Raw genomic sequence first — 22,017 nt, forward strand, 5'->3', positions numbered from 1 at the left:
CGGGTCAGCGGACGGCGCGGTTCGACCGGCCCGCCATGCCCGCGTAGGCACCGACCAGCACGATGGCCGCGATGACCGCCAGCACGAAGCCCAGCACGTTGAGCTCGAAGATGTCCCCGGTGCCGAGCAGGCTGGCGATCCAGCCGCCGATGAGCGCACCGAGCACGCCCAGCGCCAGGGTGGCGACGATGCTGATGGACTGCTTGCCCGGAAGGATCAGCCGGGCGAGCGCACCGATGACGAGGCCGATCACGATGAGGCCGAGGATGTCGAAGAGCACAGCATTCTCCTTCGTTCGACCGGCGCGACCGTCCCGGCGGACGCCGGTGGCACCACGCCGGTGCACGACTCTGCTCCGTACCCGCGAATATGACAGAGATGCGTCATTCCCCCGATCGGGGTGGCCGGAGGACCACTCAGGGGGTATGGGCCGCCGCGACGTGCGCGGGCACCTTGGCCAGCTCGGCGTCGACCGTCCGCTGCACCAGCCGCCGCATCGCCCGGCGCTGGAGGTGCCGGACCACCCGGTTGCCCCCGGCCGGCTCGTGGGTGACGGTCATCGTCACCCGGGTGCCGCCGTCGCCGTTCCCGGCCAGCTCGATCCGGGTGGTCCAGGTCTCGGGGGTGAGCCGCAGCCGTGTCGCCACCACGCGCGGGGGCTGCCACTCGACGATCTCGCCCTGCGGCGCGCCGGCGGCGGGCGCCCCGTCGAGCCGGCCGGGCGCGCAGACGAACGTGGTCCCCACGCCCGGCTCCGCGGGCTGCTCGCCCAGCACGTAGGACACGTCGCAGACCGAGCAGTAGGGCTCGAGCACGGCGAGCGCCTGCCAGACCCGGGCCGACGGCTCGGGGACGTCGCAGGTGCCGGTGGCGGTGGTGGCGGTCACGCGCGGCCGCCGACCGACACCTCGAACTCGACCTGGCTCACGTCGGGGCGCAACCGGGAGTAGCTGTGCACCAGCGGGTGCCCGCTGCTGTCGCGCACCGTCGTCCGGACGACGAGCAGCGGTGACCCTGCGACGACGCGCAGCAGGTCGGCCTCGTCCGGGGCGGCGGTACCGACGTCGACGACGATCCGCGCGGTGGCGAGATCGGCCTGGTACTCCCGGCGCAGGTAGTCGTAGAGCGAGCCCTCGCTGAAATCGGCCTCGACCGCGCCGGGGTAGAGCAGCGCCGGCAGGAAGCTGTGCGCCACGTGGTTGGGCTCGCCGTCCACGCTGCGCAGCCGCTCCAGCTCGACGACGTCCGCCGTGCCCTCGAGCCCGAGCTCGACCGCGACCGACGCCGGTACCGGCACCACCCGCTGGGTGAGCACCTTCGTGCCGACCTGGGCACCCTGCTCGCTCATCACCGAGTTGAAGCCGGCGATGCGGTGCACGAAGCTCTCGCGGTACTCGTGCCGGATGGCCGGCCGGGTCACGTAGGTACCGCGCCCCTGCTCCCGGACGAGGTGGCCGTCGGCGACCAGCCCGTCGACCGCCCGGCGCAGCGTGATCCGGCTGACGCCGTACTCGGCGCACAGCACCGGTTCCGGCGGCAGGAGCGTCAGCTCGGGCAACGCGGTCACCCGGCGGCGGAGGTGCTCGCGGACGGCGAGGTACTTCGGTCCGGATACGGGGCTGACCACGCCCGCAAAGGTACGGGATTCCAAGACGTCTGGTCGTCATGTCGTATGGGACGTCACAGCGGATCCCACCGGACGGGACGAATCCGCGTGGCGCGGGAATCGTCAGGACGTCATGACGTATGGTCGCACCTCGACCATCGAGGGAGAGCTCGTTGCGCATCGGTGTCCTCACCGGCGGGGGAGACTGCCCCGGCCTCAACGCCGTCATCCGTTCCGTCGTCCGCACCGCATCCGCCCACTACGGCAGCGAGGTCCTCGGCTTCCGGGACGGGTGGCGCGGCCTGCTCGAGGACCGGACGACGCCGCTGGACGTCGCCGCCGTCGACGGCCTGCTCACCCGCGGCGGCACGACGCTCGGCTCGGCGCGGGTGGCCCCCGAGCGGCTGAACGCCGAGCTGCCGCAGATGAAGGACGTGCTCGCCACCCACGGCATCGACGTGCTCATCCCGATCGGCGGCGAGGGCACGCTCACCGCCGCCCACCTGCTGTCGGAGGCCGGCGTCCCCGTCGTCGGCATCCCGAAGACGATCGACAACGACATCGACGAGACCGACCTGACCTTCGGTTTCGACACCGCCGTCAGCATCGCCACCGAGATGATCGACCGGCTGCACACGACCGCGGAATCCCACCAGCGCGTCCTCCTCGTCGAGGTCATGGGCCGGCACGCCGGCTGGATCGCACTGCACGCCGGGCTCGCCGCCGGCGCGCACCTCACCCTCGTGCCCGAGGAACCCTTCGACGTCGAGGAGGTGTGCCGGCTGGTCACCGAGCGCTTCGACCGGGGCGACTCGCACGTCATCGGGGTCGTCGCCGAGGGGGCCCACCCGCTGCCGGGGACCATGGACCTGCGCGACGGGGGCCTCGACGAGTACGGCCACCGGCGCTTCACCGGCGTCGCCCAGCAGCTCGGCGAGGAGCTGGAGCAGCGCACCGGGAAGGAGGTGCGCACCACGGTCCTGGGCCACGTCCAGCGCGGGGGCACGCCGACCTCCTTCGACCGGGTGCTGGCCACCCGCTTCGGGCTGCACGCGACGATCGCCGCCCACGAGGGCCGGCACGGCCAGATGGTGGCGCTGCGCGGCACCGAGATCGATCTCGTCCCCCTCGAGAAGGCCGTGGCCCGGCTGAAGACCGTGACCCCGTCGCGCCTGGCCGAGCGGGCCGCCTTCACCGGCTGAGCCGGGCCTGGGCGACATATGCCCAGGTGGCGGAGCCGATGTTGGCGCCCTGCGCCGCGCCGACGGGAGTCCGGGGGCGCACAATGGACTGTCGCCACCGCGCTGCAACCCTCGGCGCGGCGCCGGCACGACGGGGCAGCGGAGGACGAGACGTGACAGAGACGCCGGACTGGCGTGCCCGGAGATGGGCGGCCACCCATCAGCGGATCTACGACGCCGCCATCGAGCTGTTCCTCGAGCACGGCGTCGAGGCGGTGAACGTGGGGCAGATCGCCCGCGGCGCCGACGTCTCGGTGCCGACGTTCTACGCGCACTACGCGTCCAAGGAACACGTCCTCATGCAGCTGCCGACCGCGGAGGAGATGCATGCCCTGGCCGCCGCGCTGCCGGCCGACCGGCCGGTACGGGAGCGGCTGCGGCACGCGGCGCCGCTGTGGTTCAGCACCTGGAGCGCGGAGTACCGCGACGAGCAGCTGGTCCGCTGGAAGATCATCGCCGGGGTGCCGGCGCTGCGGATGCGCGCCGCGGAGTTCGAGCGCGCCACCGCCGGGCTGCTCGGCGACGCGCTCGCCGCCCCCACCGGAGCGCCGCTCCCTGCCGCGGAGACCGTCGTCGTGAACGCCTACCTGGCCGCCTTCACCGCCGGCCTGCTCGCGTGGGCCGACTGCGACGGCCGGCGGAAGCTGGAGGAACTGGTCGACGAGGCGTTCGACGCCCTGTAGGAGCTCACGGTCGCGGAGCTCACGGCCCAGGAGCTCACCGCCCAGGAGCTCACCGCCCCGGCGCCGGCTCAGGCGCGCGGCGACCGCAGCTCGACCACCGTCACCTCGGGCCGGGCGCCCACCCGCATCGGCGGGCCCCAGTAGCCCGCGCCCGACGTGACGTACAGCTGGGTGTCGCCGTGCCGGGAGAGCCCCTCGACGGCGGGCTGGTCGAGCCGGATCGCGTAGTCGAACGGCCACAGCTGGCCCCCGTGGGTGTGGCCGGAGAGCTGGAGGTCCACCCCGGCGGCGCGGGCCTGCTCCACCTGCACCGGCTGGTGGGCCATCAGCACCACCGGCACGCTGTCGTCGCGGCCGTCGAGGGCGGCGTCGAGGTCCGCGGCGTGGCCGGGCACGCCGGAGGACGCCGCCGTCCGGTCGTCGATCCCGGCCAGGTCGACCGACGCCGCACCCCGCCGGATGGCCACCCGCTCGTTGCGCAGCACGTCCACGCCGAGGGTGTCCAGGTGCCGCAACCAGGCGGCGGTGTCGACGAAGTACTCGTGGTTCCCGGTCACGAAGTAGACGCCCTGGGCGCTCACCAGGTCCGCCAGCGGGGCCGCCTCCGCACCGAGCTCCGCGACGTCGCCGTCCACCAGGTCCCCGACGATCGCCACGACGTCCGGGCGCTGCTCGTTCACCAGCTCGACCAGCCGCTCGAACCGGCGGCCGCGGTAGGTGGACGACAGGTGCGCGTCCGAGAACGTGACGATGCGCAGCCCGTCCAGCCCGGGGTCGAGGTTCGCCAGCGTGACCGGGACCCGCCGGACGACGGGCGGCGAGTGGGCGAGGAAGGCGCCCGTGCCGGCGGTCCCCAGCGCGACCGCGCCGGCGGTGACGGCCAGGCCGCGGGCGAGGAACAGCCGCCGCGGCAGGGGATCGGGGGCCGGGGCGGCCGGGTCTGGGGCGGCCGGGTCGCTGACGGCGGGGCCTGGGGCGGCCGGGTCACCGGCCGGGACGGCGCGATCGGCGGCACCTGCGGGCACGAGTGCTGCCCCGACCGGCTCGGGAGCGCGGACCCGCCGCCGGAGGGCCAGGTTCCCGGCCCACCGCACCGGCTCGAGCACGAGAAGGGCGAGGAAGGCGTAGAACGCGACGCCCAGCCAGCTGTACGCCACCCAGTCCAGCGGCGCGGCCGCCTCCAGGGGGAGCGTGCGGCGCAGACCGATCGCCAGCGCCGGGAGCAGCGCGAGAGCCACGGTCAGCTGCGTCAGCCGCCGCCTCGTCCGCCCCGGGCGGGTGGTGCTGCGGACCAGCCGGAACCACAGCCAGCCGTGCAGCAGCAGCATGGCCGTGAGCACCACGGTGGTGAAGCCCAGCAGGGCGATCACCGACACCTGCCCACCCGTCGTCCGGCGCCCGTCACGGCGCCACTCTCCCAGGGAGGGGCGCGGAACCGCGCAGGCCCGCTACCGCGCGGCGCGCTTCAGCGCCCGGCGGAGCCCGGGCTCCCCGGACCAGAACTCCTGCCGCGCCCGATCGGCCCGGGCCTGCTCGAGGGCGTGCAGCAGCCCGTAGGTGAACGCGTTCTCGCCGTCCTCGACCGCGGCCGCGCCCGCCCGCAGGCAGAGTTCCCGGGTGACGACGGTGTCCTGCAGGACCCCGAGCACCTTCTGGATCCGCTTCGCCACCCGCACGATGTCCTTCGCGCCGCCGAGCTCCGGGCGGGCGATCTCGGTGACGTAGCGGACCCCCTTGGCCGCCTTCCGCACCCGGTGCAACGGCTCGTCGTCCTCCGGCGCGCGCTCGGCCTCCTTCAGCCGACGGCGCAGCCGGCGCACCGAGCGGCCGACGGCGTCGCGGAGCACCGGCTCGACCCGCTCGTCGGCCCGCTCGGTGAGCGGAGGGTCGGCGACCAGGCCGTGCAGGGCGTCGAGCAGCCGCAGGTACCGCCGGTCGGAGAGCGTGGCCCGGGCGCGGTCGAGGCCGGCCTGCTCGCCCGCCGCCTGCATCTCCCTCAGCCGCGCCTCGACCGGCCCGAGGACCAGCTCGACGGGCTGCTGGGAGACCAGCTCCCGCAGGTGCGCCAGGGCCACCTCGTCGTCCCGTGCCCGGGACAGCTCGCCACCCAGCCAGGAGAGCTCCGCGCGGAGCGGGTCGGTCGCCTGCCGGTCGAGGACGGTGCGGAGGGCGGCCATCGTGCTCCGCAGCCGGCGGGCGGCGACCCGCAGCTGGTGGACGGCGTCCGGCTGGTCGGTGCGCAGCGCGACGTCCGCGGCCTGCAGCAGGCCCACCTGGTCCGCGAGGGCCGCGGTCACCAGCTCCCCCGCCCGCGGTCCCTTCTTCCGCCGCTCCGGCTGCGGTCGGCCGGTGGTCGCGAGCCGGCCGGCCAGCACCCGGCCGACCTTGGACGCCGACGACGCCGGCCGGGCGCCGGCCGCGAGCAGCCGCTCGGCCACCGCCGCCATCAGCTCCTCGTCCCCCGTCCCGAGCTCGACCTCGATCTCCCGCCAGGTGTGCACCTCGATCGGCTCCCCGGGCACGACGGCCGGCACGGTCGCCGTCACGTGGTCGTCGGCCACCTCGGCCAGCACCTGCCCGTCCCCGTCCCTGAGCCGGCTGACCACCCGGCGGGTGCGCAGCGTGGCCACCGGGGACGTCGGGGCGCCGCGCAGGATGCCGGTGACCGGGGCGGCCAGCGCCCGCGGCGGCTTCTTCACCGCCCGGCCGAGCGGTGCGTGCAGCTCCCTGCGGGCCGCGCCGGCAGGCAGCTTGAGGTGCCAGCCGGCATCGGGACCGCCCGTCCGCCGTCGCAGCGTCACCCGCGCGCGCAGCAGCCGCAGGTCCGACGTGTCGTGGTAGACGGCCTCCAGGTCGTGCTGCACCGGCTCGCCGACCTCCGGGACACCGGCCAGCCCGTCGAGGGCGGGGAGCTCGAAACCCTCCGGGACGTCGTACTTCGCCTCGATCTCGAGGTGCCCGCTGGTCACGCCGTCCTCCCGCCTGGCGTCCGCCGGCGCGGACGCACCCCGACGAACCTAGGTGCCGCGCATGTTCGGCGGCGACCCCGGCTGGGCACCGCACCTCCCGACGGCCGGTCGACGGCAGGCCCCTGGGGAAGGAACGTGCCCATGCTGGACGAGCGGGCGGTGACCGCCGCCATCGGCAGCACCGCGTACGACGCGAACGGCCAGGAGATCGGCACCGTCGAGCACTTCTACGTCGACGACCGCACCGGCGAGCCGTCCTGGGTGGCCGTCACCACGGGGCTCTTCGGCACCCGGCAGTCCGTGGTCCCCGCGCTGGACGCCACCTTCACCGAGGGCGCGCTGCGCCTCCCGGTCGCCGCGGACGCGGTCCGGAACTCCCCGCCCCTGGGCGGTGCGCACCTCACGCCGGACGACGAGGCGCAGCTGCGCCGGCACTACGCCGGCGGGGCCGCCACCCCGGGCGAGCCCTCCGCGGCAGGGCGCCACGCGGCAGGTCCGGACGACGGTGCGATGACCCACGACGGTGCGATGACCCGCAGCGAGGAGCGGCTGGTCGTGGGCACCGAGCGCATCCCGACCACCCGGGCGCGGCTGGTGAAGTACGTGGTCACCGAGGAGGTCCAGATCACCGTCCCGGTCCGCCGGGAGGAGGTCCGGCTCGAGCAGGTGCCGATCGACGCCCCGGCCGACCCGGGCCGCGGCGAGTCCCTGGTGGCCGAGGGTCCGTCCGCGCCGGGGACGCCGGCCGGCCTGCCGGAGGAGGTCGTGCTGCACGCCGAGCGCCCGGTGGTCACCGTCGAGGTCGAGGCGATCGAGCGGGTGCGCATCCGCACCGAGGTCGTGCCGGGGCAGGAGACGGTGACCGGGCAGGTGCAGCGCGAGCGGATCACCGTCGACGAGGATCCCGGTCCGCGCCGGACCTGAGGCGCCTCAGCCGGGCGCCCGGGCGCCCCCGAGCAGCTCGTCGGGCCCGGGGTCGACCAGGACGCGCCCGTCGGCGGCCACGACGACCGGCCGTTCCTGGTCGAGGGCGTCGAGGTCGGCGAGCATGGACCGTGCGGCCTCGTCCTCCGCCGGATCCAGCCACTGGTGGACGATCCCGTGCTCGTCCAGCACGGCCTGCAGCGCGACGCTGGCCGGCCACGCCCGGTCCCCCACCACGCGCAGCCCGGACGCCTTCTCGATCAGCATGGCCCGCCGCAGCAGGAACGCCCGCACGATCACGTCGGCCAGCTCCCCGTCGGCCGCCATGACCTCCCGCAGCCGTCGGACGCCCATCGTGACCACCTCGCCGGGCTCCTCCACGACCACCGACCGGACGGCGCGCTGACCGGCCAGCATGTTCAGCCCGCCGAGGAACCGGCCCGGTCCCACCCGTGAGATCACCCGCTGCGGGGCGCCGTCCGGGGCACTGTCCGGGGCACTGTCCCGGGCGCCGCTCTCGACGACGGCCACCGTCCCGGCCAGCACGACGACGAAGTCCCACTCGGCGGCGCCGCCCCGGACCAGGACCTCGCCCGCCCGCGTCCGTCGACGGCGGCCGGCCCGCCGCAGGACCGCGAGCTGGCGCGCGTCGAGCAGCGGCGTGACCCCGGCCGGATCGGCGGGCCCGTCCGGCCCCTCGACGGCGGGCAGCCGGACCGGGGGCGACTGGGGCGCCGGGGGACGGCGGGGCGCCCGGCCGTCGGGAACCCCGGCGGCGCGCGCGGCCGGCGTCCCCCGCGGGTCCGACCGGAGCAATGCCGCCGCCAGCTCGTCGGTGCCGGCGCGCCCCTGGTGCCGGACGCCGTTGACGAAGAACGTCGGCGTCCCCTCCACCCCGCCGGCCTCCGCCCCGGCCACGTCGTCGCGCACCCGCTGGGCGTAGGTGCCGTCGCCCAGCTCGCGGGCGAACCGCTCCAGGTCGAGCCCGAGGGCCGCGGCGTGGTCGAGCAGGTCGGGTGCCTCCAGCGCGTCCTGGTGCGCGAACAGCCGGTCGTGCATCTCCCAGAACCGGCCCTGCGCACCCGCCGCCTCGACGGCCTCCGCCGCCAGCTGGGCGTGCGGGTGCACCTCCACCAGCGGCAGGTGCCGGAACACGTAGCGCAGGTCGTCGCCGAACCGGTCGCGCAGCTCGGCGACCACTCCGGTGGCCCGGCCGCAGAACGGGCACTCCATGTCCCCGTACTCCACGACCGTCAGCGGGGCGTCGACCGGACCGCGGACGTGGTCGACGCCCGGGTCGACCGGCGGGTCGAGCAGGGACGGCCGAACCGGTGCTGCCCCGCCCCGGCCGAGCAGCCGGAAGAAGAGCGCGCCGAGCGCCGTGGAGACGACGGCCGCGGCCAGGATCCCGACGGTTGCCTCCTCCCTCAGCAGCTCGTCGTCGAACGCGAGGTCGGTGACGAACAGCGAGACGGTGAAGCCGAGCCCGGTGAGCGCGGCGCCGCTCCACACGGCGCCGAGGCTGATGCCGGGCGGCAGCGCACCCAGGCGGGCACGGACGGCGAGGGTGGCGGCCAGCCCGACGCCGACGAGCTTGCCGACCGCCAGGCCGACGAAGACGCCGATGGTGACGGGGGAGGTGAGGGCGCGCTCGAGCAGCGGGGCGTCGAGCCGGACGCCGGCGTTGGCCAGCGCGAACACCGGGACGACGACGTAGCTGCTCCACGGGACGAGGACGGCGCCGATCCGCTCGTTCGGGGAGATGGCGCGCTCGACCGACAGCTTCGCCTCGCGGGCCAGCGCCGGTTCCGGGGACTGCCGGAACGCCCGCGCGAGCGATCCCGCCCGCTCGACCTCGGCCCGCCGTGGCGGGTAGGCGCTGACCAGCAGCCCGAGCACGACACCGCCGATCGTGGCGTGCACGCCGGACTCGTACATGGCCACCCACATCACCGCACCGACGGCGAAGTAGGCCGGGCCCCGCCAGACCTGCAGGCGGGAGAGCCCGATGAACGCCAGCACGCAGAGCCCGGCGATGCCGAGGGCGGCCAGGTCGATCTCGTCGGAGTAGAAGATCGCGATCGCGCTCAGGGCGCCGATGTCGTCGACCACCGACAGCGACAGCAGGAAGACCCGCAGCTGGATCGGGGTGTTCCGGCCGAAGAGCGCCAGCGCGCCGAGGACGAAGGCGGTGTCGGTGGCCATCGGGATGCCCCACCCGACCGCGCCCTCCCCGCCGGCGTTGATGGCCAGGTAGAGCAGCGCCGGGATCGCCAGGCCGGCCACCGCCGCGAGCGCGGGCACGGTGAGCCGGCTGCGCTGGACCAGCTCCCCCATGGACAGCTCGCGGCGCACCTCCATCCCGATCAGGAAGAAGAAGAACACCATCAGGCCGTCGTTGACCCAGTGCTGCAGGTCCATCGCGAGCTCGGCGCTGCCGAACCGGAGGCTCAGCTCGGTGTGCCAGAGCCGTTCGTACGCGCCGCCCCACGGCGAGTTCGCCCAGACCAGGGCCACCACGGTGGCCAGGACCATGAGGCCGGCCCCCGCGACGCCGGAACGCATCAGCCGCCGGGCGGGTGCCGACAGCTGCGCGGCGAGATGCCCTGACCCGGAGCGGCTGGCGCCGGCGATGACGGTCACCCGCGGAACGCTAGGACCTCGATGTTTCCGGCGGGAGACCCAGCCGCCGGCGGACCACCCGACGGGCCACCCCGAGGGCACCCGGATCGTCCTGCAGGACGAAGGTGGCCGCCGCGGCGAGGATGGTGCCGTTGAGCTCGAAGGCCAGCTGCCCGGGGTCCTCGTCGGAGGCCAGCTGCCCCGTCCCGATCGCGTCCGCCGCGAACCCGTGCAGCAGCTGGAGGAAGCCGGTCTGGAAGTCGGCCACCTTCTCCTTCACCGGCCCGGGGCGGGTGCCCATCTCCAGCGCTGCCCCGGCGAAGAAGCAGCCGCCGGGGAACGTCCGGCGGGCCAGGTGGTCGAAGAACGCGTCGCAGACGGCGACCAGCCGGTCCCGGCCGGCCGGTGCGGCCAGCGCGGGCGCGATCACCTCGTCCCGGAAGATCGTGCCCGCCTCGTCGACGGTGGCCAGCTGCAGCTCCTGCTTGGACCCGAAGTGCGCGTAGAGGCCGCTCTTGCTCATGCCCAGCGCCCCCGCCAGGTTGCCGATGGACAGACCCTCCAGCCCGTCCACGGTCGCGAGGGACACCGCCTCCCGCAGGATCGCTCGCCGTGTCCGTTCCCCGTCGGCTCGGGCACGGCGCGCCAGGGGCGGCTGGACGGCGGGCACGGGCATGCAGACAACTTAGCACGATCGGTCGTACTTTCTGCGGCGTCCGTGCGGCTCACCGCACGGCGTCCGGAGGGAGAACGGCCATGGCACAGAAGGCAGTGATCAGCCTGACGACGGGGCTGGAGGACGCGGAGAAGGTCACCGTGGCGTTCCTCGTGGCGGTCGGGGCGGCCGAGACCGGCCGTCAGACCCTGATGTTCCTCACCAAGGAGGCGGTCCGCGTCGCACTGGAGGGCGTGGCCACCGGCACCGCCTGCGAGGGGTGCCCGCCCCTGCGCTCGCTGATGGAGCGCTACGTCGCCGCCGGTGGCAGCTACCTCGTGTGCCCGATCTGCTTCGACGCCAAGGGCCTGGACAAGGGCGACCTGATCACCGGCGCCGAGCTCGGCGGCACCGTGCCGATGTGGAACTGGATCGGCGACGAGGGCGCGGTGACCTTCAGCTACTGACGACCTCCAGTTGCTGACGCCCTGTCAGCTGTTGCTCGCGCCGCGGCGGTCGGGGAGGAAGCGCAGCCGGTCACGGGTGCCGGCCACCTCGGCCGGGTCGACGTCGGCCAGCACCATCGTCTCGACACCGGCCGCGGTGGCCAGCAGCTCCCCCATCGGGCTGATGATCCGGCTGTCGCCGGCGTGCTCGGTGCCGTCGCCGGCCGTCCCGACCCGGTTGCAGCCGACCACGTAGGCCTGGTTCTCGATCGCCCGGGCCTGCAGCAGCGTCTGCCAGTGGGTCCGGCGGGCGGCCGGCCAGTTGGCCGGCACCAGGTAGACGTCGGTGTGCGGTGCGGCCGCCCAGAACACGTCGGCGAAGCGCAGGTCGTAGCAGATGAACGGCGTGATCCGCAGGCCGCCGACCTCGACGGTGACCGGGCCCTCGCCCGCCGAGAACCGCTCGTGCTCGCCGGCGTGGGTGAAGGGGTGCAGCTTGCGGTAGCGGTGCACGGTGCCGTCCGGCCCGGCGAGGACGAAGGAGTTGTAGGGCAGCGCTGCCTCTCCCCCGGCGATCTCCGGACAGCTGCCGCCGATCCACACGCCGTGCTCGGCGGCCTGCCCGGCGAGGAAGCGCGCCGAGGGACCCCCCTCGGGCTCGCCGATCCCGGGTGTCATGGAGAACCCGGTGCTGAAGGTCTCGGTGAGCAGCACGAGCTCGGCCCCCGCCCCGGCGGCGTGCGCGACCTGCGGGGCGAGCCGATCGAAGTTCGCGTCCCGGTCCTCCCAGACGATGTCGTGCTGCACCGCGGCGATCCTCACGCCAGCCTCCCCAACCTCTCGACCGCTTCCCCGAGCACCGCGTCGCTCTTGCAGAACGCGAACCGCACCAGGTGCCGGCCCAGGTGCGCGTGCTCCGGGGCATAGAAGACCACGGTCGGCACGGCGACGACGCCGGCCCGCTCCGGCAGCGTGCGGCAGAACGCCAGGCCGTCGCCGTCGGGCTGCACCGGCCGCACGTCCACGGTCGCGAAGTAGGTGGCCGCCGGGCTGATCACCGGCAGCCCGGCCGCGGCGAGCCCCTGCACCAGGACGTCCCGGCGGTACTGGAGGTCGCGTGCAGCGGCGGCGAAGTACTCGTCCGGCAGCCCCAGCCCCGCGGCGACGGCGGGCTGGAACGGGCCGCCGTTGACGTAGGTGAGGAACTGCTTGGCGGTGCGGACGGCGGCGACCAGCGGCGCCGGCCCGCAGATCCAGCCGATCTTCCAGCCGGTCACGTTGAAGGTCTTCCCCGCGCTGCCGACCACGAGCGTGCGCTCGGCCATCCCCGGGAACGTGGCGATCGACAGGTGCTGCCCCCCGTCGAAGACCAGGTGCTCGTAGACCTCGTCGGCGAGCACCAGCAGGTCGTTCGCCACCGCGAGCTCGGCCAGCAGCGCCAGCTCCGCACCGGTGAAGACCTTGCCGGTCGGGTTGTGCGGGGTGTTGAGCAGCAGGACCTTCGTGCGCGCCGTGATCGCTGTCCGCAGGTCGTCGGGGTCGAACGTCCAGGGGCCGGACGGCTCGGTGGGGGACGACGGGGCCGGCGGGTGCAGCGGCACGGGGCGGGCCACGCCACCGGCCATGGCGATGCCCGCGGCGTAGCAGTCGTACATCGGCTCGAACAGCACGACCTCGTCGCCGGTCTCCAGCAGCGCGAGCAGGGTGGCCGACAGCGCCTCGGTGGCGCCGGCGGTCACGAGGACCTCGGTGCCGGGGTCGCGGTCCAGCCCGCGGAACCGCCGGACGTGCTCCGCGACGGCGGTGCGCAGCTCGGGGATGCCCGGTCCCGGGGGGTACTGGTCGGCGGCCGTGCCGATCGCCGCCCGGGCCACGTCGAGCACCTCCGGCGGGCCGGGGTAGTCGGGGAAGCCCTGCCCGAGGTTGACCGACCCGGTGGCCACCGCGAGGGCGCTCATCTCGGCGAAGACCGTCGTCCCGAAGCCCTGCAACCGGGCCGCGAGGTGCGGGACGCGGCTCATGCCGCTCCCTCCAGCGCGAAGCGGACCGTCCGGCCGGCGACGTCGGCCTGCTCCAGCCGCACGCGCACCCGCGTGCCCGGGCGCAGCTGCTCGCCGGTGCAGCGTCCCCGGATCGCCAGGTCGTCCAGCACGACGGTGCCCCGGCCGTCCTCGGCGTCGACGACCACGGCGGAGAACAGCTGTCCCTCCCGGCCGCGCAGCAGCCATGCCTCGGTGGCGTCGAGCACCGCGCGTTCGACGTCCCGGGTCCGCCGGTCCGAGGCCGCCATCAGCGCGGGCAGCTCCGGCAGCGCGGCCCGCAGCCCGGGATCCGGTTCGCGGCCCGCGGCCAGGGCGAGGCAGACCTCGGTGCCGAACCGGTCGACCAGCCGGCGCAGCGGCGCGGTCACGTGCGCGTACGGCGCACCCACCCCGCCGTGCCCGGGCTCGTCGGGCGGCGGACCGTCGAACGCGGTGTAGGCCGCCCCCCGCAGCAGGGTGACCGCCTCCTCGAGGAACGCCGCGTGGCCCGGGCGGGACGGGTCGAGCCCGGCGATGACGGCGCCCGGACCCGCCCCGTCGGGCCAGTCCACCCCGAGCGCGGGGGCGAGCAGCCGCAGCCGGTCGACGTCCCGGGGCCGGGCGGGCGGGAGCGTCCGCAGCAGGCCGACGCCACCGTCCAGCATCAGCATCGCGGCGCACCGGCCGGTGAGCAGCGAGATCTCGGCGTTCCAGTCCTCGACCGGGAGATCACCGCGCAGGACCAGCGTCCACCCGCCGTCGGGGGTGGCCTGCACCTCCTGGTCGGGCGTGCCGAGTTCGATGGCGCCGCGCTCGGCGGCCCGCCGCTGCAGCAGGGCACCGACGGCGGGCAGCAGGGCGAGCGGCCCGGGCAGCGTGCCGGCGTCGGCCTGCGCCTGCACGGATGGGTAGTCCAGCTGCGCGCGGCTGCGCACCCGCGCCCGGCGGAGGTCCACCCGCACCGGCTCCCCGTCGCCGTCGAGGTCGACGGTCCACAGCGCGGCGGCGCGCAGCTCACCGGGCAGCAGGCTGGCCGCGCCCTCGCTGAGCACCGCCGGGTGCAGCGGCGTCCGGGAGTCGGGGCTGTAGAGCGTCTGCCCGCGCCGGCGGGCCTCCCCGTCCAGCGCGCCCCCGAGCTCGACCACCGCGCCGACGTCGGCGATCGCGTAGCTGACCCGGTAGCCGTCGCCCCGGGCAGCGAGGTGCACCGCCTGGTCGAGGTCGCGGCTGCCGACCGGGTCCAGGGTGACCAGCGGGAGGTCGGTGGCGTCGAGCTCGGGCAGCCGCGGCTGCGCCGCGCGGCGCTCGGCCTCGGCGAGCACCGCGGCCGGGAACTCCTCGGGGACGTCGAACTCGGCGCGGATGGCGGCGAAGTCCGGCTCCTCCCCGGCGGCCGCCGGCCACCGGGGCACGCGGATCGGGGCACGGACCATGCAGGGAGCCTGGCAGAGCGGACGGTTCCACGTGGAACGACGGCCCTCCGCACGGCCGGTGGGAGCAGGCGCGCTACGCGATCCGGACGTCCTCCATGCCGTCGGCGGAGACGACGTCGCCGCGGCGCAGCTGGCGGCCGCGCCGCTCCTCGGGCTCCCCGTTGACCCGCACCGTGCCGGAGAACAGCACGTCCTTCACCTGAGCGCCGGTGGGGACGGCGTCGACGAGCTTGAGCAGCTGGCCGAGCCGGATGGTGTCCTCACCGGGGCGGAGCTCGACGGTGCGCATGGTGGTCAGTCTGCCGACCCGACGGGGACCAGCGCGTCACCGGTGCGGACCACGCCGTCGGACAGGACGGCGGCCCGGACGGCGAGCAGTCCGTCGCGCTCGCGGTGGATCGTCTTCAGCACGGTGGTGTCCCGCGCGAGGCCGCCCGGCTGCGGGCGGGTGGTCATCACGCAGCGCGGGATCGGCACGCCCAGCCGCAGCCGGGCGGTGCCGAGGTCGGCCTCCTGACCGTTCAGCCCGTCCTCGCCCTCGCCGTCGAGGACGACGTTGGCCCGGAACCGGCGCCGGTCCCAGCTGCCCAGCGTGCCCGTCGACACCAGCGACAGCCGGATGCGCGGGCTGTCGTGGAACGGCCCCGGGGCGCCCTCCCACTGCAGCCACTCCGCCGGGTCCGGTACCTCCTCGTCCACCGGCGCCTCGTAGGTGGGGACGACGTCGCCGTCCCCGGGCGCCGCGCGCAGCTCCACCCGGCGGCCCAGCCAGGCGGAGAGGGCACCCTCGTCGGTGGTCACGGTGCCGTCGGGCAGGACGACCTCCACACCGCCGCCGGTCCGCAGCCGGGCCGCCCCGAACAGCAGCTCGGGCACCCGGCGGGCGGTGAGGCCCAGGCCGGTGTCGCGGTCGAACAGCGCCCAGCCGCGGTCGCCGGGGATCCCGAGGGGGCCGATCTCCGCCTCGGTCAGCCGCTCCCCCTGCAGCGACTTGACCGGGTAGCGCCAGAGCTCGAGCACCCGCACGTCAGGCCGCCGTCCAGGCCAGCGTCCAGCGGCCCACCCACAGCTCGCCGGGGTCCAGGACGACCAGGTCGTGCCCGTCGGCCAGGGCGTTCGGCGGGCAGCTCATCGGCTCGACGGCGAGGCTGCGGCGGTACTGGCCCGGGGGCAGGTGGTGGCCGCTGTAGACCTGCAGCCAGGGCCAGGCGTCGTCGACGGCGAGCTCCACCGCCCCGGCCGGGCCGACGGCGCGCACCCGCGCCCAGCCGTCCTCGTCGCGGACCAGGTCGGTGAGCGGCACGTCGAGCTCCCGGTCGCCGATCCGGCCCACCGCCCCGTCGAACGGGCGGCGCTCGCCGGTGGGCAGGCCCCCGTCGACGACGAGCTCGGTCCTGGCCGGCACGGAGAGCTCGACGTCGCGCACCCCGCCGTCCCCGGTGGTGCCGAACGCCAGGTAGGGGTGCATGCCGACTCCGACCGGGGCGTACACCGTGTCCAGGTTGGCGACCTCGACGGTGACCGCCAGCTGCCCGGCGGAGAGCCGGTACTCCACCGCCGCGGCCAGCCGGAAGGGGTAGCCGGGGTGCCGCTCGACGTTGGTGGCGACGGTGACCCGGTCGGCCTCGGCGTCCAGCACCGTCCACCGCTGCCAGCAGGCCAGCCCGTGGATGGCGTGCGGTTCCTCCGGCGAGCGGACGTCGAGCTGCAGCGGCTCGCCCTTCCACGTCCACCGCCCGTGCCGCAGCCGGTTGGGCCAGGGCACGAGGACGGCGCCGTTCCAGCCGGCCGGCACCGTGCCCGCCGGGTAGCCGTCGAGGACCTCCCAGTCGCCGGTGGTCAGCCGGCGCGGGCCGCCCCCGCGCAGGTCGACGACGAGCTCGGCGTCCCCGCTGCTCAGCCGCACTTCCGGTTCGGCGTCCGGATCACTCATGGCCTCAGCTCACCACACGGGCATCGGGAGCGCCCGCATGCGCATCGACGTCGGTATCCGGTCCGGGGGAACCGCGCCGGGGCGTGCCCGGGCGCTATCGGTCGAGCAGGCGCTCGAAGAACAGCGAGTGCTCGGCGTCCGGATCGCCGACGTAGGCCCCGAAGGCATCGATCGCCCGGTAGCCGGCCGACGTGTACAGCCCGATCGCCTCCGGCTGCAGCGGGCCGGTCTCCAGGCGCAGCGTGGTCCACCCGCGTTCGGCGGCGGCCTCCTCCAGGGCCGCGAGCACCGCGCGGGAGACGCCGCGGCCACGGGCGGCGGGCACCACGTACATGCGCTTGACCTCGGCCACGCCGTCGCCGAGCACCCGCAGGGCGCCGCAGCCCAGCGGCGTCCCGTCCTCCTCCCGCGCGACGAGGACGACGGTGACGTCGGCCGCCGACGGGTGCGTGCCGGGCTCGTCCTTGCCGCCGTACCGCGCCCGCACCTCCACCTGCTGGTCGGTCGCCAGCCGCTGGACGTCCGGGTCGTCCCAGGCCGCCCGCTGGATCTGCACGGGGGGATCCTGCCAAGCGCCCTCCCGCCGACCGGCATCCCGCCCCGACGGCGTCGTACCGTCCTGGGTACCGCCTGATCCGAGGAGCACCGTGCCGGTCGACCGCGAACTGCCCACCCCCGAGGCCCATGACCTGCTGGCCCTCACCCGCGAGCTGGCCGACGCCGAGCTGTCGCCGAAGGCGGCGCAGCACGAGCGCGAGGAGCGCTTCCCCCGGGAGGTGTTCCGGACCCTCGGGGAGGCGGGGCTGCTCGGTCTGCCGTTCGGCGAGGACGTGGGCGGCGGCGGTCAGCCCTACGCGGTCTATCTGCAGGTCGTCGAGGAGCTGGCCGCCCGCTGGGCGAGCGTCGCTCTGGGCGTCAGCGTGCACACCCTCGCCTGCTTCCCGATCGACCGCTTCGGCACCGAGGCCCAGCGCCGGGACCTGCTGCCGGACATGGTGGGCGGGCAGCTGCTCGGCGCCTACTGCCTGTCGGAGGCGCACGCCGGCTCGGACCCGGCCGCGATGCGGGCCACGGCGAAGGTGGGCGACGACGGCTGGGTGGCCAACGGCGAGAAGGCCTGGGTCACCCACGGCGGGCACGCGGACTTCTACTCCACGTTCCTCCGCACGCCGGACGACGGGGAGCGCGCCATCTCCACGTTCCACCTGACCCCGGACCTGCCCGGCTTCTCCCCCGCCCGCCCCGAGGAGAAGATGGGCCTGACCGGCTCCACGACGGCCGCGATCCGGCTGGACGACGTCCCCGTCCCCGCCGACCGGCTGGTCGGCGAGCGCGGCCGCGGGCTGTCGATCGCGCTGGCCGCGCTCGACTCCGGGCGGCTGGGCGTCAGCGCCGTCGCCGTCGGGCTCGCCCAGTCCGCTCTCGACCTCGCCGTGCGGTACGCCGGGGAACGGGAGGCGTTCGGCCGGCGGATCATCGACCACCAGGGGGTGGCGTTCCTGCTCGCCGACATGGCCGCCGCCGTGGAGTCCGCCCGCGCGACGTACCTGGTGGCCGCCCGGCGGCGGGACGCCGGCAAGGAGTACGGGCGGCAGGCCAGCATCGCCAAGCTGGTGGCCACCGACGCCGCCATGAAGGTGACCACCGACGCGGTCCAGGTGCTGGGCGGCGCCGGCTACACCCGCGACCACCCCGCGGAGCGCTACATGCGCGAGGCGAAGGTCATGCAGATCTTCGAGGGGACGAACCAGATCCAGCGGATGGTCATCGGCAAGGCGCTGGCCCGCGAGGCGGCGGCGGGCTGATCCTCCGGACGGCGGAACCGTGACGTCCGTCAGTGGACCCGGTGGGCCGGTCCGGACGAGACTGGGGGCTCCCGCACCAGGAGAGCAGCCATGCCCGAGCCCCACCTGCGAGCCGCCGACACCGACCGTGCCGCCGTCGCCGACGTCCTCGGCCGGCACATGGCCGCCGGACGGCTGACCGTGGCCGAGTACGACGAGCGGCTGGCCCGGGCGTACGCGGCGAAGACCTACGGCGAACTGGCCGAGCTCACGGCCGACCTGCCCACGGCCGCCCCGGCCGTCCGGCCCGACCCGCTGCCGGCCGTCGGCGGATCCGCACCGGCCCGCCGGCACGGTGGGTGGGACGGCGACCCGCAGTCGTGGCGGTCCTGGGTGACCACGTCGCTGATCGTGCTCACCATCTGGGCCGCGACCTCGCTGGCCAGCTGGGAGTTCCTGTACTTCTGGCCGGTCTGGGTGATCGGCCCGTGGGGTGCGGTCCTCCTCGCCCAGACCCTCACCCGCGGCCGGGACGACCGCTGACACCCGTTCCGCTCAGCCGGGAGCCGGCACCTGCTGCTGCGCCCCGGCGAGTTCGGCGTGGAAGGCGGCCACCAGTCTCTCCGGGTCGGGCAGCACGGTCCGGTCGGTGCCGAAGCCGACCGTGACCTCGCCGGAGAAGCTGAAGACGCAGACGGTCAGGCTCTGATCCCCGCTGCAGGGTGCCCAGCCCACCGCCCCGGCCACCCGCGCGCCGGCGAGCGCCATGGGGGCCGGTGGACCCGGCACGTTCGTGAGCACCCCGACGGCCTTGGCGGCCAGCAGGCGGCTGACCGCGGTCCCCACCAGCGACGGGCTCAGGGCGATGCCGCGCTGCAGCCCGAAGTTCATCAGCGGCTCCCAGCTGTCCCTGATGCGGGCGATCCGACGGCGCACCTCGGGGAGACGGTCGGTGAACGCGGCGGGTCCGTGCGGCAGCACCGCGAGCACCAGGGCGAAGTGGTTGCCCAGCCCGGTCGGCGGCAGCGGGCTCGCCGGGTCGAGGTTGACCGGCACCATCCAGGCGAGGTCGTCATCGCCCGGCACCAGCCTGCGCTCCGGCGGCGCGTCTTCCAGGTAGCGGGCCACCGCCCCGCAGATCAGCGTGGTGCAGACGTCGTTGACGCTGGCTCCGGCCCGGTCGGCGATGCCCCGGAGCGCCGCCAGTGGTACGGGATCGCTCCAGGTCGCGGTCTTCTCGACGCCGACCCGACCGTCCAGCAGTGAGCCCGGGTTGGACCACAGCCCGATCTTCACCGCGCTGCCGGCCGTGTGCAGGAGGCCCACGACCGGACCGGTCCGCCGGCTGCCGCGGTGCACGGGTGCTCGCCCGCCGACCCGTGCGGGCAGCGCGATCTCCGCGCCGTCGGGGTCGAGCGGATCGAGGATGCCCAGCATCACCTGGGTCAGGCGCACGCCGTCGGCCATGGCGTGGTGGTACCGCTGGACCAGCGCGCTGCCGCCGCGGTAGCCCTGCAGCAGGTGGACCGTCCAGAGGGGGTGCGCACGGTCGAGCGGAACACTGCGCTGCGCGGCCACGTAGTCCTCGAGGGCCGCTCGGTCCGCACCGGCCGCCAGCTCCTCGACCAGGACGTGCCGGTCGAGGTCGAAGTCGGGGTCGTCGGCCCAGTGCCCCCATCGGACCGGTCCTCGGTGCAGCACCGGCCGCTGCCGGAAGACCGGATACCGGTCGACGACGCGCTCGACCAGGAGCGCCCGCAGTCGATCCGGGTCCACCGGCGTCGTCGTCCACAGGACGGACGTGATGGCCATGAGGTTGTCCGGCCGGTCGAGCTCGAGCCAGATGCTGTCCTGCGGTGTCATGGGACGACGACCCATGGGTGCCTCCGCGTCCGACGGTGCGCCGACCTCGGCGCGACACCGGCCGACCCTCGCCGGTGGACCACTGAGCCACCAGGCACGAACTGCCCGCGGTGGACCGACGGAGGTCCCGCGGCGGCGCACCCGGAACGCAGAAGAGCGGCCGGGTGACCGGCCGCTCCTGGTCGAACTGGGTGGGCAAGGGGGGAGTTGAACCCCCACGTCCTTTCGGACACACGGACCTGAACCGTGCGCGTCTGCCATTCCGCCACTTGCCCTGGCGCTCGACGAGATTAGCAGTCGGGGCGCCGTAGCCCGGCCGGGGGGTGGGTCGTTGCCCGTCCGTGTCAACTGTGTGCGGGGAGTCGCGGGTTGGCGGCCGGTCCGCCGGGCACGTCCCGGCTACGATCACTGGCGGGAAGACGGGACGACCAGCCGAGCGCAAAGGAGCGACTGTGGGCGTGCTGCAGCGCTTCGAGCGACGCCTCGAGGGCATGGTGGGGCTGGCGTTCGCCCGTCTCTTCAAGGGCAAGGTGCACCCGGCCGAGATCGCGAAGGCGCTGCAGCGCGAGGCGGACGAGCAGCGGTCGATCATGGGTGAGGGCCGCGTCCTGGCACCCAACGTCTACGTCGTGACCCTCGGGCCCACCGACTTCGAGCACCTCGGCCAGTGGTCGGACCAGCTGGCCGGCGAGCTGGCCGACATGGTCACCGAGCACATCGACGACGAGGGCTACCAGGTCTTCGACAAGGTGACCGTGCACCTCGAGCAGGACACCGACCTGCCGACGGGCGTCTTCGAGGTCAGCTCGCACGTGGCCGACCCCGCCCGCCCGCCGTCCCGGGACGACGTCGCGGCGGTCGCTCCCCCGCGTCCGGTGACCGGCGCCCACCCGCCGCTCCCCCCGCTGCCCCCGCTCCCGCCGCTGCGCGGCCGGGTGGCCACCGACACCGGCAAGCAGGGGCCCTCGTTCAGCGGCCGCGCGGGCCAGCGCCCCGGCGTCACCCACGTCCTCGTCGTCGACGGCCCCGGCACCCGGCACGAGCTCACCACCGGCCGCAACGTCATCGGCCGCGGCACCGAGGCCGACATCCGCCTCCCCGACACCGGGGTCAGCCGCAAGCACGTGGACGTCGTCCTCGACGGCGGCACCGCGACCGTCGAGGACCTCGGCTCCACCAACGGCACGCTGGTGAACGGCCGTCGCGTCACCCGGCACGCGCTGTCGGACGGCGACGTCATCCGGATCGGCCACTCGGTGCTGGTCTACCGGCAGGACGGCCAGTGATCGGGCTGGTCCTCCCGTGACCGGGTTCGCGAGCGCACCCGGAGACCCAGCAGTGCGCGCGGCGTCCGCGGGCGGGGCGGGCCCGTGAGCGAGATCGTGCTGCAGGCCTTCCGCTTCGGGTTCCTGCTGCTGCTCTGGCTGTTCATCTTCGCGGCCTTCCGCGTGGTGCGCGCCGACCTGTTCGGCGGCCGCACCGGGCGGGTGGCCTCCGTGCCGCCCCGGGCGGCCGCGAGCACCGGTCGCAAGCGCGGCCAGCGCAGCCCCAAGACCCTGGTGGTCACCGCCGGGCCCCTGACCGGCACGAAGATCACCCTCGGCGACCAGCCGATCCTCATCGGCCGCGCCGACGACTCGACGCTGGTGCTCACCGACGACTTCGCCAGCTCCCGCCACGCCCGCCTGACCAACCGCGGCGGGCAGTGGTACGTGGAGGACCTCGGATCCACCAACGGCACCTACCTCGACCAGCAGCGCGTGCAGGGCCCCCTGCTGGTGGGTCCCGGCCAGCCGATCCGCATCGGGCAGACTGCCCTGGAGCTGCGCACGTGAGC

At 75.0% G+C, this 22,017-nt stretch carries 23 protein-coding genes and 1 tRNA gene; 8 read left to right on the plus strand and 16 right to left on the minus strand.

Annotated features, from left to right (window positions below; translation table 11 throughout):
- Positions 1-4: 4 nt before the first annotated feature.
- The 3 genes from BM142_RS11870 to BM142_RS11880 all read right to left on the minus strand — a co-directional run bounded on the left by BM142_RS11870 (position 5) and on the right by BM142_RS11880 (position 1,627).
- Positions 5-280, minus strand: a complete 276-nt coding sequence (locus tag BM142_RS11870; protein ID WP_217640692.1) for a GlsB/YeaQ/YmgE family stress response membrane protein — start codon at positions 278-280, stop codon at positions 5-7.
- A gap of 136 nt (positions 281-416) precedes the next feature.
- On the minus strand, positions 417-887 hold the full coding sequence (locus tag BM142_RS11875; RefSeq protein WP_092198567.1) for an SRPBCC family protein: 471 nt from the start codon (positions 885-887) through the stop codon (positions 417-419).
- Complete coding sequence (locus BM142_RS11880; RefSeq protein ID WP_092198569.1) at positions 884-1,627, minus strand: GntR family transcriptional regulator; 744 nt, start codon at positions 1,625-1,627, stop codon at positions 884-886. The genes BM142_RS11875 and BM142_RS11880 overlap by 4 nt, the downstream gene beginning before the upstream one ends.
- Positions 1,628-1,779: 152 nt before the next feature.
- On the opposite strand from BM142_RS11880, the gene BM142_RS11885 reads away from it, so the two are divergent.
- Both BM142_RS11885 and BM142_RS11890 read left to right on the plus strand, forming a co-directional pair.
- The gene (locus tag BM142_RS11885; protein ID WP_092198572.1) at positions 1,780-2,808 is read left to right on the plus strand and encodes an ATP-dependent 6-phosphofructokinase; all 1,029 of its coding nucleotides are present in this window, start codon (positions 1,780-1,782) and stop codon (positions 2,806-2,808) included.
- Between the two features lie 152 nt (positions 2,809-2,960).
- Positions 2,961-3,530, plus strand: a complete 570-nt coding sequence (locus BM142_RS11890; RefSeq protein WP_175527250.1) for a TetR/AcrR family transcriptional regulator — start codon at positions 2,961-2,963, stop codon at positions 3,528-3,530.
- A gap of 68 nt (positions 3,531-3,598) precedes the next feature.
- Here the strand turns inward: BM142_RS11890 and BM142_RS11895 are convergent, their stop codons facing one another.
- Positions 3,599-4,906 (minus strand): metallophosphoesterase, encoded by a 1,308-nt coding sequence (locus tag BM142_RS11895; protein WP_217640693.1) that lies wholly within the window; start codon positions 4,904-4,906, stop codon positions 3,599-3,601.
- A gap of 72 nt (positions 4,907-4,978) precedes the next feature.
- Positions 4,979-6,499, minus strand: coding sequence for a CYTH and CHAD domain-containing protein (locus tag BM142_RS11900; protein WP_092198578.1), 1,521 nt, complete (start codon positions 6,497-6,499; stop codon positions 4,979-4,981).
- A 141-nt stretch (positions 6,500-6,640) separates the two neighbouring features.
- Here BM142_RS11900 and BM142_RS11905 point away from each other — a divergent pair, with 141 nt between their 5' ends.
- A complete protein-coding gene (locus BM142_RS11905) occupies positions 6,641-7,423 on the plus strand; it encodes a DUF2382 domain-containing protein (protein WP_092198581.1) in 783 nt (260 codons plus the stop codon).
- Between the two features lie 6 nt (positions 7,424-7,429).
- On the opposite strand, the gene nhaA is transcribed toward BM142_RS11905, so the two are convergent.
- The gene (nhaA, locus tag BM142_RS11910) at positions 7,430-10,066 is read right to left on the minus strand and encodes a Na+/H+ antiporter NhaA (RefSeq protein ID WP_139228867.1); all 2,637 of its coding nucleotides are present in this window, start codon (positions 10,064-10,066) and stop codon (positions 7,430-7,432) included.
- A 10-nt stretch (positions 10,067-10,076) separates the two neighbouring features.
- Positions 10,077-10,721 carry a TetR/AcrR family transcriptional regulator gene (locus BM142_RS11915; RefSeq protein WP_092198584.1) on the minus strand — a complete coding sequence of 215 codons (645 nt, stop codon included), beginning with the start codon at positions 10,719-10,721 and terminating at the stop codon, positions 10,077-10,079.
- A gap of 80 nt (positions 10,722-10,801) precedes the next feature.
- On the opposite strand from BM142_RS11915, the gene BM142_RS11920 reads away from it, so the two are divergent.
- Positions 10,802-11,167, plus strand: a complete 366-nt coding sequence (locus BM142_RS11920; RefSeq protein WP_092198587.1) for a DsrE family protein — start codon at positions 10,802-10,804, stop codon at positions 11,165-11,167.
- Positions 11,168-11,191: 24 nt separating this feature from the next.
- Here BM142_RS11920 and BM142_RS11925 read toward each other — a convergent pair whose 3' ends face one another.
- From BM142_RS11925 to BM142_RS11955, 7 genes are all read right to left on the minus strand, one after another.
- Positions 11,192-11,968: a carbon-nitrogen family hydrolase gene (locus BM142_RS11925; RefSeq protein WP_092198590.1), complete on the minus strand. Its 777-nt coding sequence runs from the start codon at positions 11,966-11,968 to the stop codon at positions 11,192-11,194.
- Positions 11,965-13,167 carry a pyridoxal phosphate-dependent aminotransferase gene (locus BM142_RS11930; RefSeq protein ID WP_092198593.1) on the minus strand — a complete coding sequence of 401 codons (1,203 nt, stop codon included), beginning with the start codon at positions 13,165-13,167 and terminating at the stop codon, positions 11,965-11,967. Before BM142_RS11930 ends, BM142_RS11925 begins: the two co-directional genes overlap by 4 nt.
- A complete protein-coding gene (locus BM142_RS11935; protein WP_092198596.1) occupies positions 13,164-14,600 on the minus strand; it encodes an RNB domain-containing ribonuclease in 1,437 nt (478 codons plus the stop codon). Before BM142_RS11935 ends, BM142_RS11930 begins: the two co-directional genes overlap by 4 nt.
- Before the next feature lie 73 nt (positions 14,601-14,673).
- Positions 14,674-14,889 (minus strand): RNA-binding S4 domain-containing protein, encoded by a 216-nt coding sequence (locus tag BM142_RS11940; RefSeq protein WP_092198599.1) that lies wholly within the window; start codon positions 14,887-14,889, stop codon positions 14,674-14,676.
- A 5-nt stretch (positions 14,890-14,894) separates the two neighbouring features.
- The gene (locus BM142_RS11945; protein WP_092198602.1) at positions 14,895-15,626 is read right to left on the minus strand and encodes an MOSC domain-containing protein; all 732 of its coding nucleotides are present in this window, start codon (positions 15,624-15,626) and stop codon (positions 14,895-14,897) included.
- 1 nt (position 15,627) lies between these two features.
- Complete coding sequence (locus tag BM142_RS11950) at positions 15,628-16,533, minus strand: aldose epimerase family protein (RefSeq protein ID WP_092198605.1); 906 nt, start codon at positions 16,531-16,533, stop codon at positions 15,628-15,630.
- A 94-nt stretch (positions 16,534-16,627) separates the two neighbouring features.
- Positions 16,628-17,089 carry a GNAT family N-acetyltransferase gene (locus BM142_RS11955; RefSeq protein ID WP_092198608.1) on the minus strand — a complete coding sequence of 154 codons (462 nt, stop codon included), beginning with the start codon at positions 17,087-17,089 and terminating at the stop codon, positions 16,628-16,630.
- A 91-nt stretch (positions 17,090-17,180) separates the two neighbouring features.
- On the opposite strand from BM142_RS11955, the gene BM142_RS11960 reads away from it, so the two are divergent.
- Together BM142_RS11960 and BM142_RS11965 are read left to right on the plus strand one after the other, a co-directional pair.
- Positions 17,181-18,338 carry an acyl-CoA dehydrogenase family protein gene (locus BM142_RS11960; RefSeq protein ID WP_092198610.1) on the plus strand — a complete coding sequence of 386 codons (1,158 nt, stop codon included), beginning with the start codon at positions 17,181-17,183 and terminating at the stop codon, positions 18,336-18,338.
- A 90-nt stretch (positions 18,339-18,428) separates the two neighbouring features.
- Complete coding sequence (locus BM142_RS11965) at positions 18,429-18,860, plus strand: DUF1707 SHOCT-like domain-containing protein (RefSeq protein WP_092198612.1); 432 nt, start codon at positions 18,429-18,431, stop codon at positions 18,858-18,860.
- Between the two features lie 12 nt (positions 18,861-18,872).
- Here the strand turns inward: BM142_RS11965 and BM142_RS11970 are convergent, their stop codons facing one another.
- Complete coding sequence (locus BM142_RS11970; RefSeq protein ID WP_092198615.1) at positions 18,873-20,195, minus strand: wax ester/triacylglycerol synthase domain-containing protein; 1,323 nt, start codon at positions 20,193-20,195, stop codon at positions 18,873-18,875.
- Between the two features lie 177 nt (positions 20,196-20,372).
- Positions 20,373-20,455 (minus strand) — tRNA-Leu (locus BM142_RS11975).
- Positions 20,456-20,632: 177 nt separating this feature from the next.
- Here BM142_RS11975 and BM142_RS11980 point away from each other — a divergent pair.
- Both BM142_RS11980 and BM142_RS11985 read left to right on the plus strand, forming a co-directional pair.
- Positions 20,633-21,466 carry an FhaA domain-containing protein gene (locus BM142_RS11980; protein WP_092198618.1) on the plus strand — a complete coding sequence of 278 codons (834 nt, stop codon included), beginning with the start codon at positions 20,633-20,635 and terminating at the stop codon, positions 21,464-21,466.
- 84 nt (positions 21,467-21,550) lie between these two features.
- Positions 21,551-22,015: an FHA domain-containing protein FhaB/FipA gene (locus BM142_RS11985; protein ID WP_092198622.1), complete on the plus strand. Its 465-nt coding sequence runs from the start codon at positions 21,551-21,553 to the stop codon at positions 22,013-22,015.
- Positions 22,016-22,017 lie beyond the last annotated feature (2 nt).

Source organism: Blastococcus tunisiensis (assembly GCF_900112815.1).
GTDB lineage: Bacteria > Actinomycetota > Actinomycetes > Mycobacteriales > Geodermatophilaceae > Blastococcus_B > Blastococcus_B tunisiensis.

Bases quoted from the DNA above. Each gene is read 5' to 3' on its own strand.
- BM142_RS11905 (WP_092198581.1), top strand. From the start codon at position 6,641: ATGCTGGACGAGCGGGCGGTGACCGCCGCCATCGGCAGCACCGCGTAC.
- BM142_RS11915 (WP_092198584.1), bottom strand. From the start codon at position 10,721: ATGCCCGTGCCCGCCGTCCAGCCGCCCCTGGCGCGCCGTGCCCGAGCC.
- BM142_RS11920 (WP_092198587.1), top strand. From the start codon at position 10,802: ATGGCACAGAAGGCAGTGATCAGCCTGACGACGGGGCTGGAGGACGCG.
- BM142_RS11930 (WP_092198593.1), bottom strand. From the start codon at position 13,167: ATGAGCCGCGTCCCGCACCTCGCGGCCCGGTTGCAGGGCTTCGGGACG.
- BM142_RS11935 (WP_092198596.1), bottom strand. From the start codon at position 14,600: ATGGTCCGTGCCCCGATCCGCGTGCCCCGGTGGCCGGCGGCCGCCGGG.
- BM142_RS11940 (WP_092198599.1), bottom strand. From the start codon at position 14,889: ATGCGCACCGTCGAGCTCCGCCCCGGTGAGGACACCATCCGGCTCGGC.
- BM142_RS11950 (WP_092198605.1), bottom strand. From the start codon at position 16,533: ATGAGTGATCCGGACGCCGAACCGGAAGTGCGGCTGAGCAGCGGGGAC.
- BM142_RS11965 (WP_092198612.1), top strand. From the start codon at position 18,429: ATGCCCGAGCCCCACCTGCGAGCCGCCGACACCGACCGTGCCGCCGTC.
- BM142_RS11970 (WP_092198615.1), bottom strand. From the start codon at position 20,195: ATGGGTCGTCGTCCCATGACACCGCAGGACAGCATCTGGCTCGAGCTC.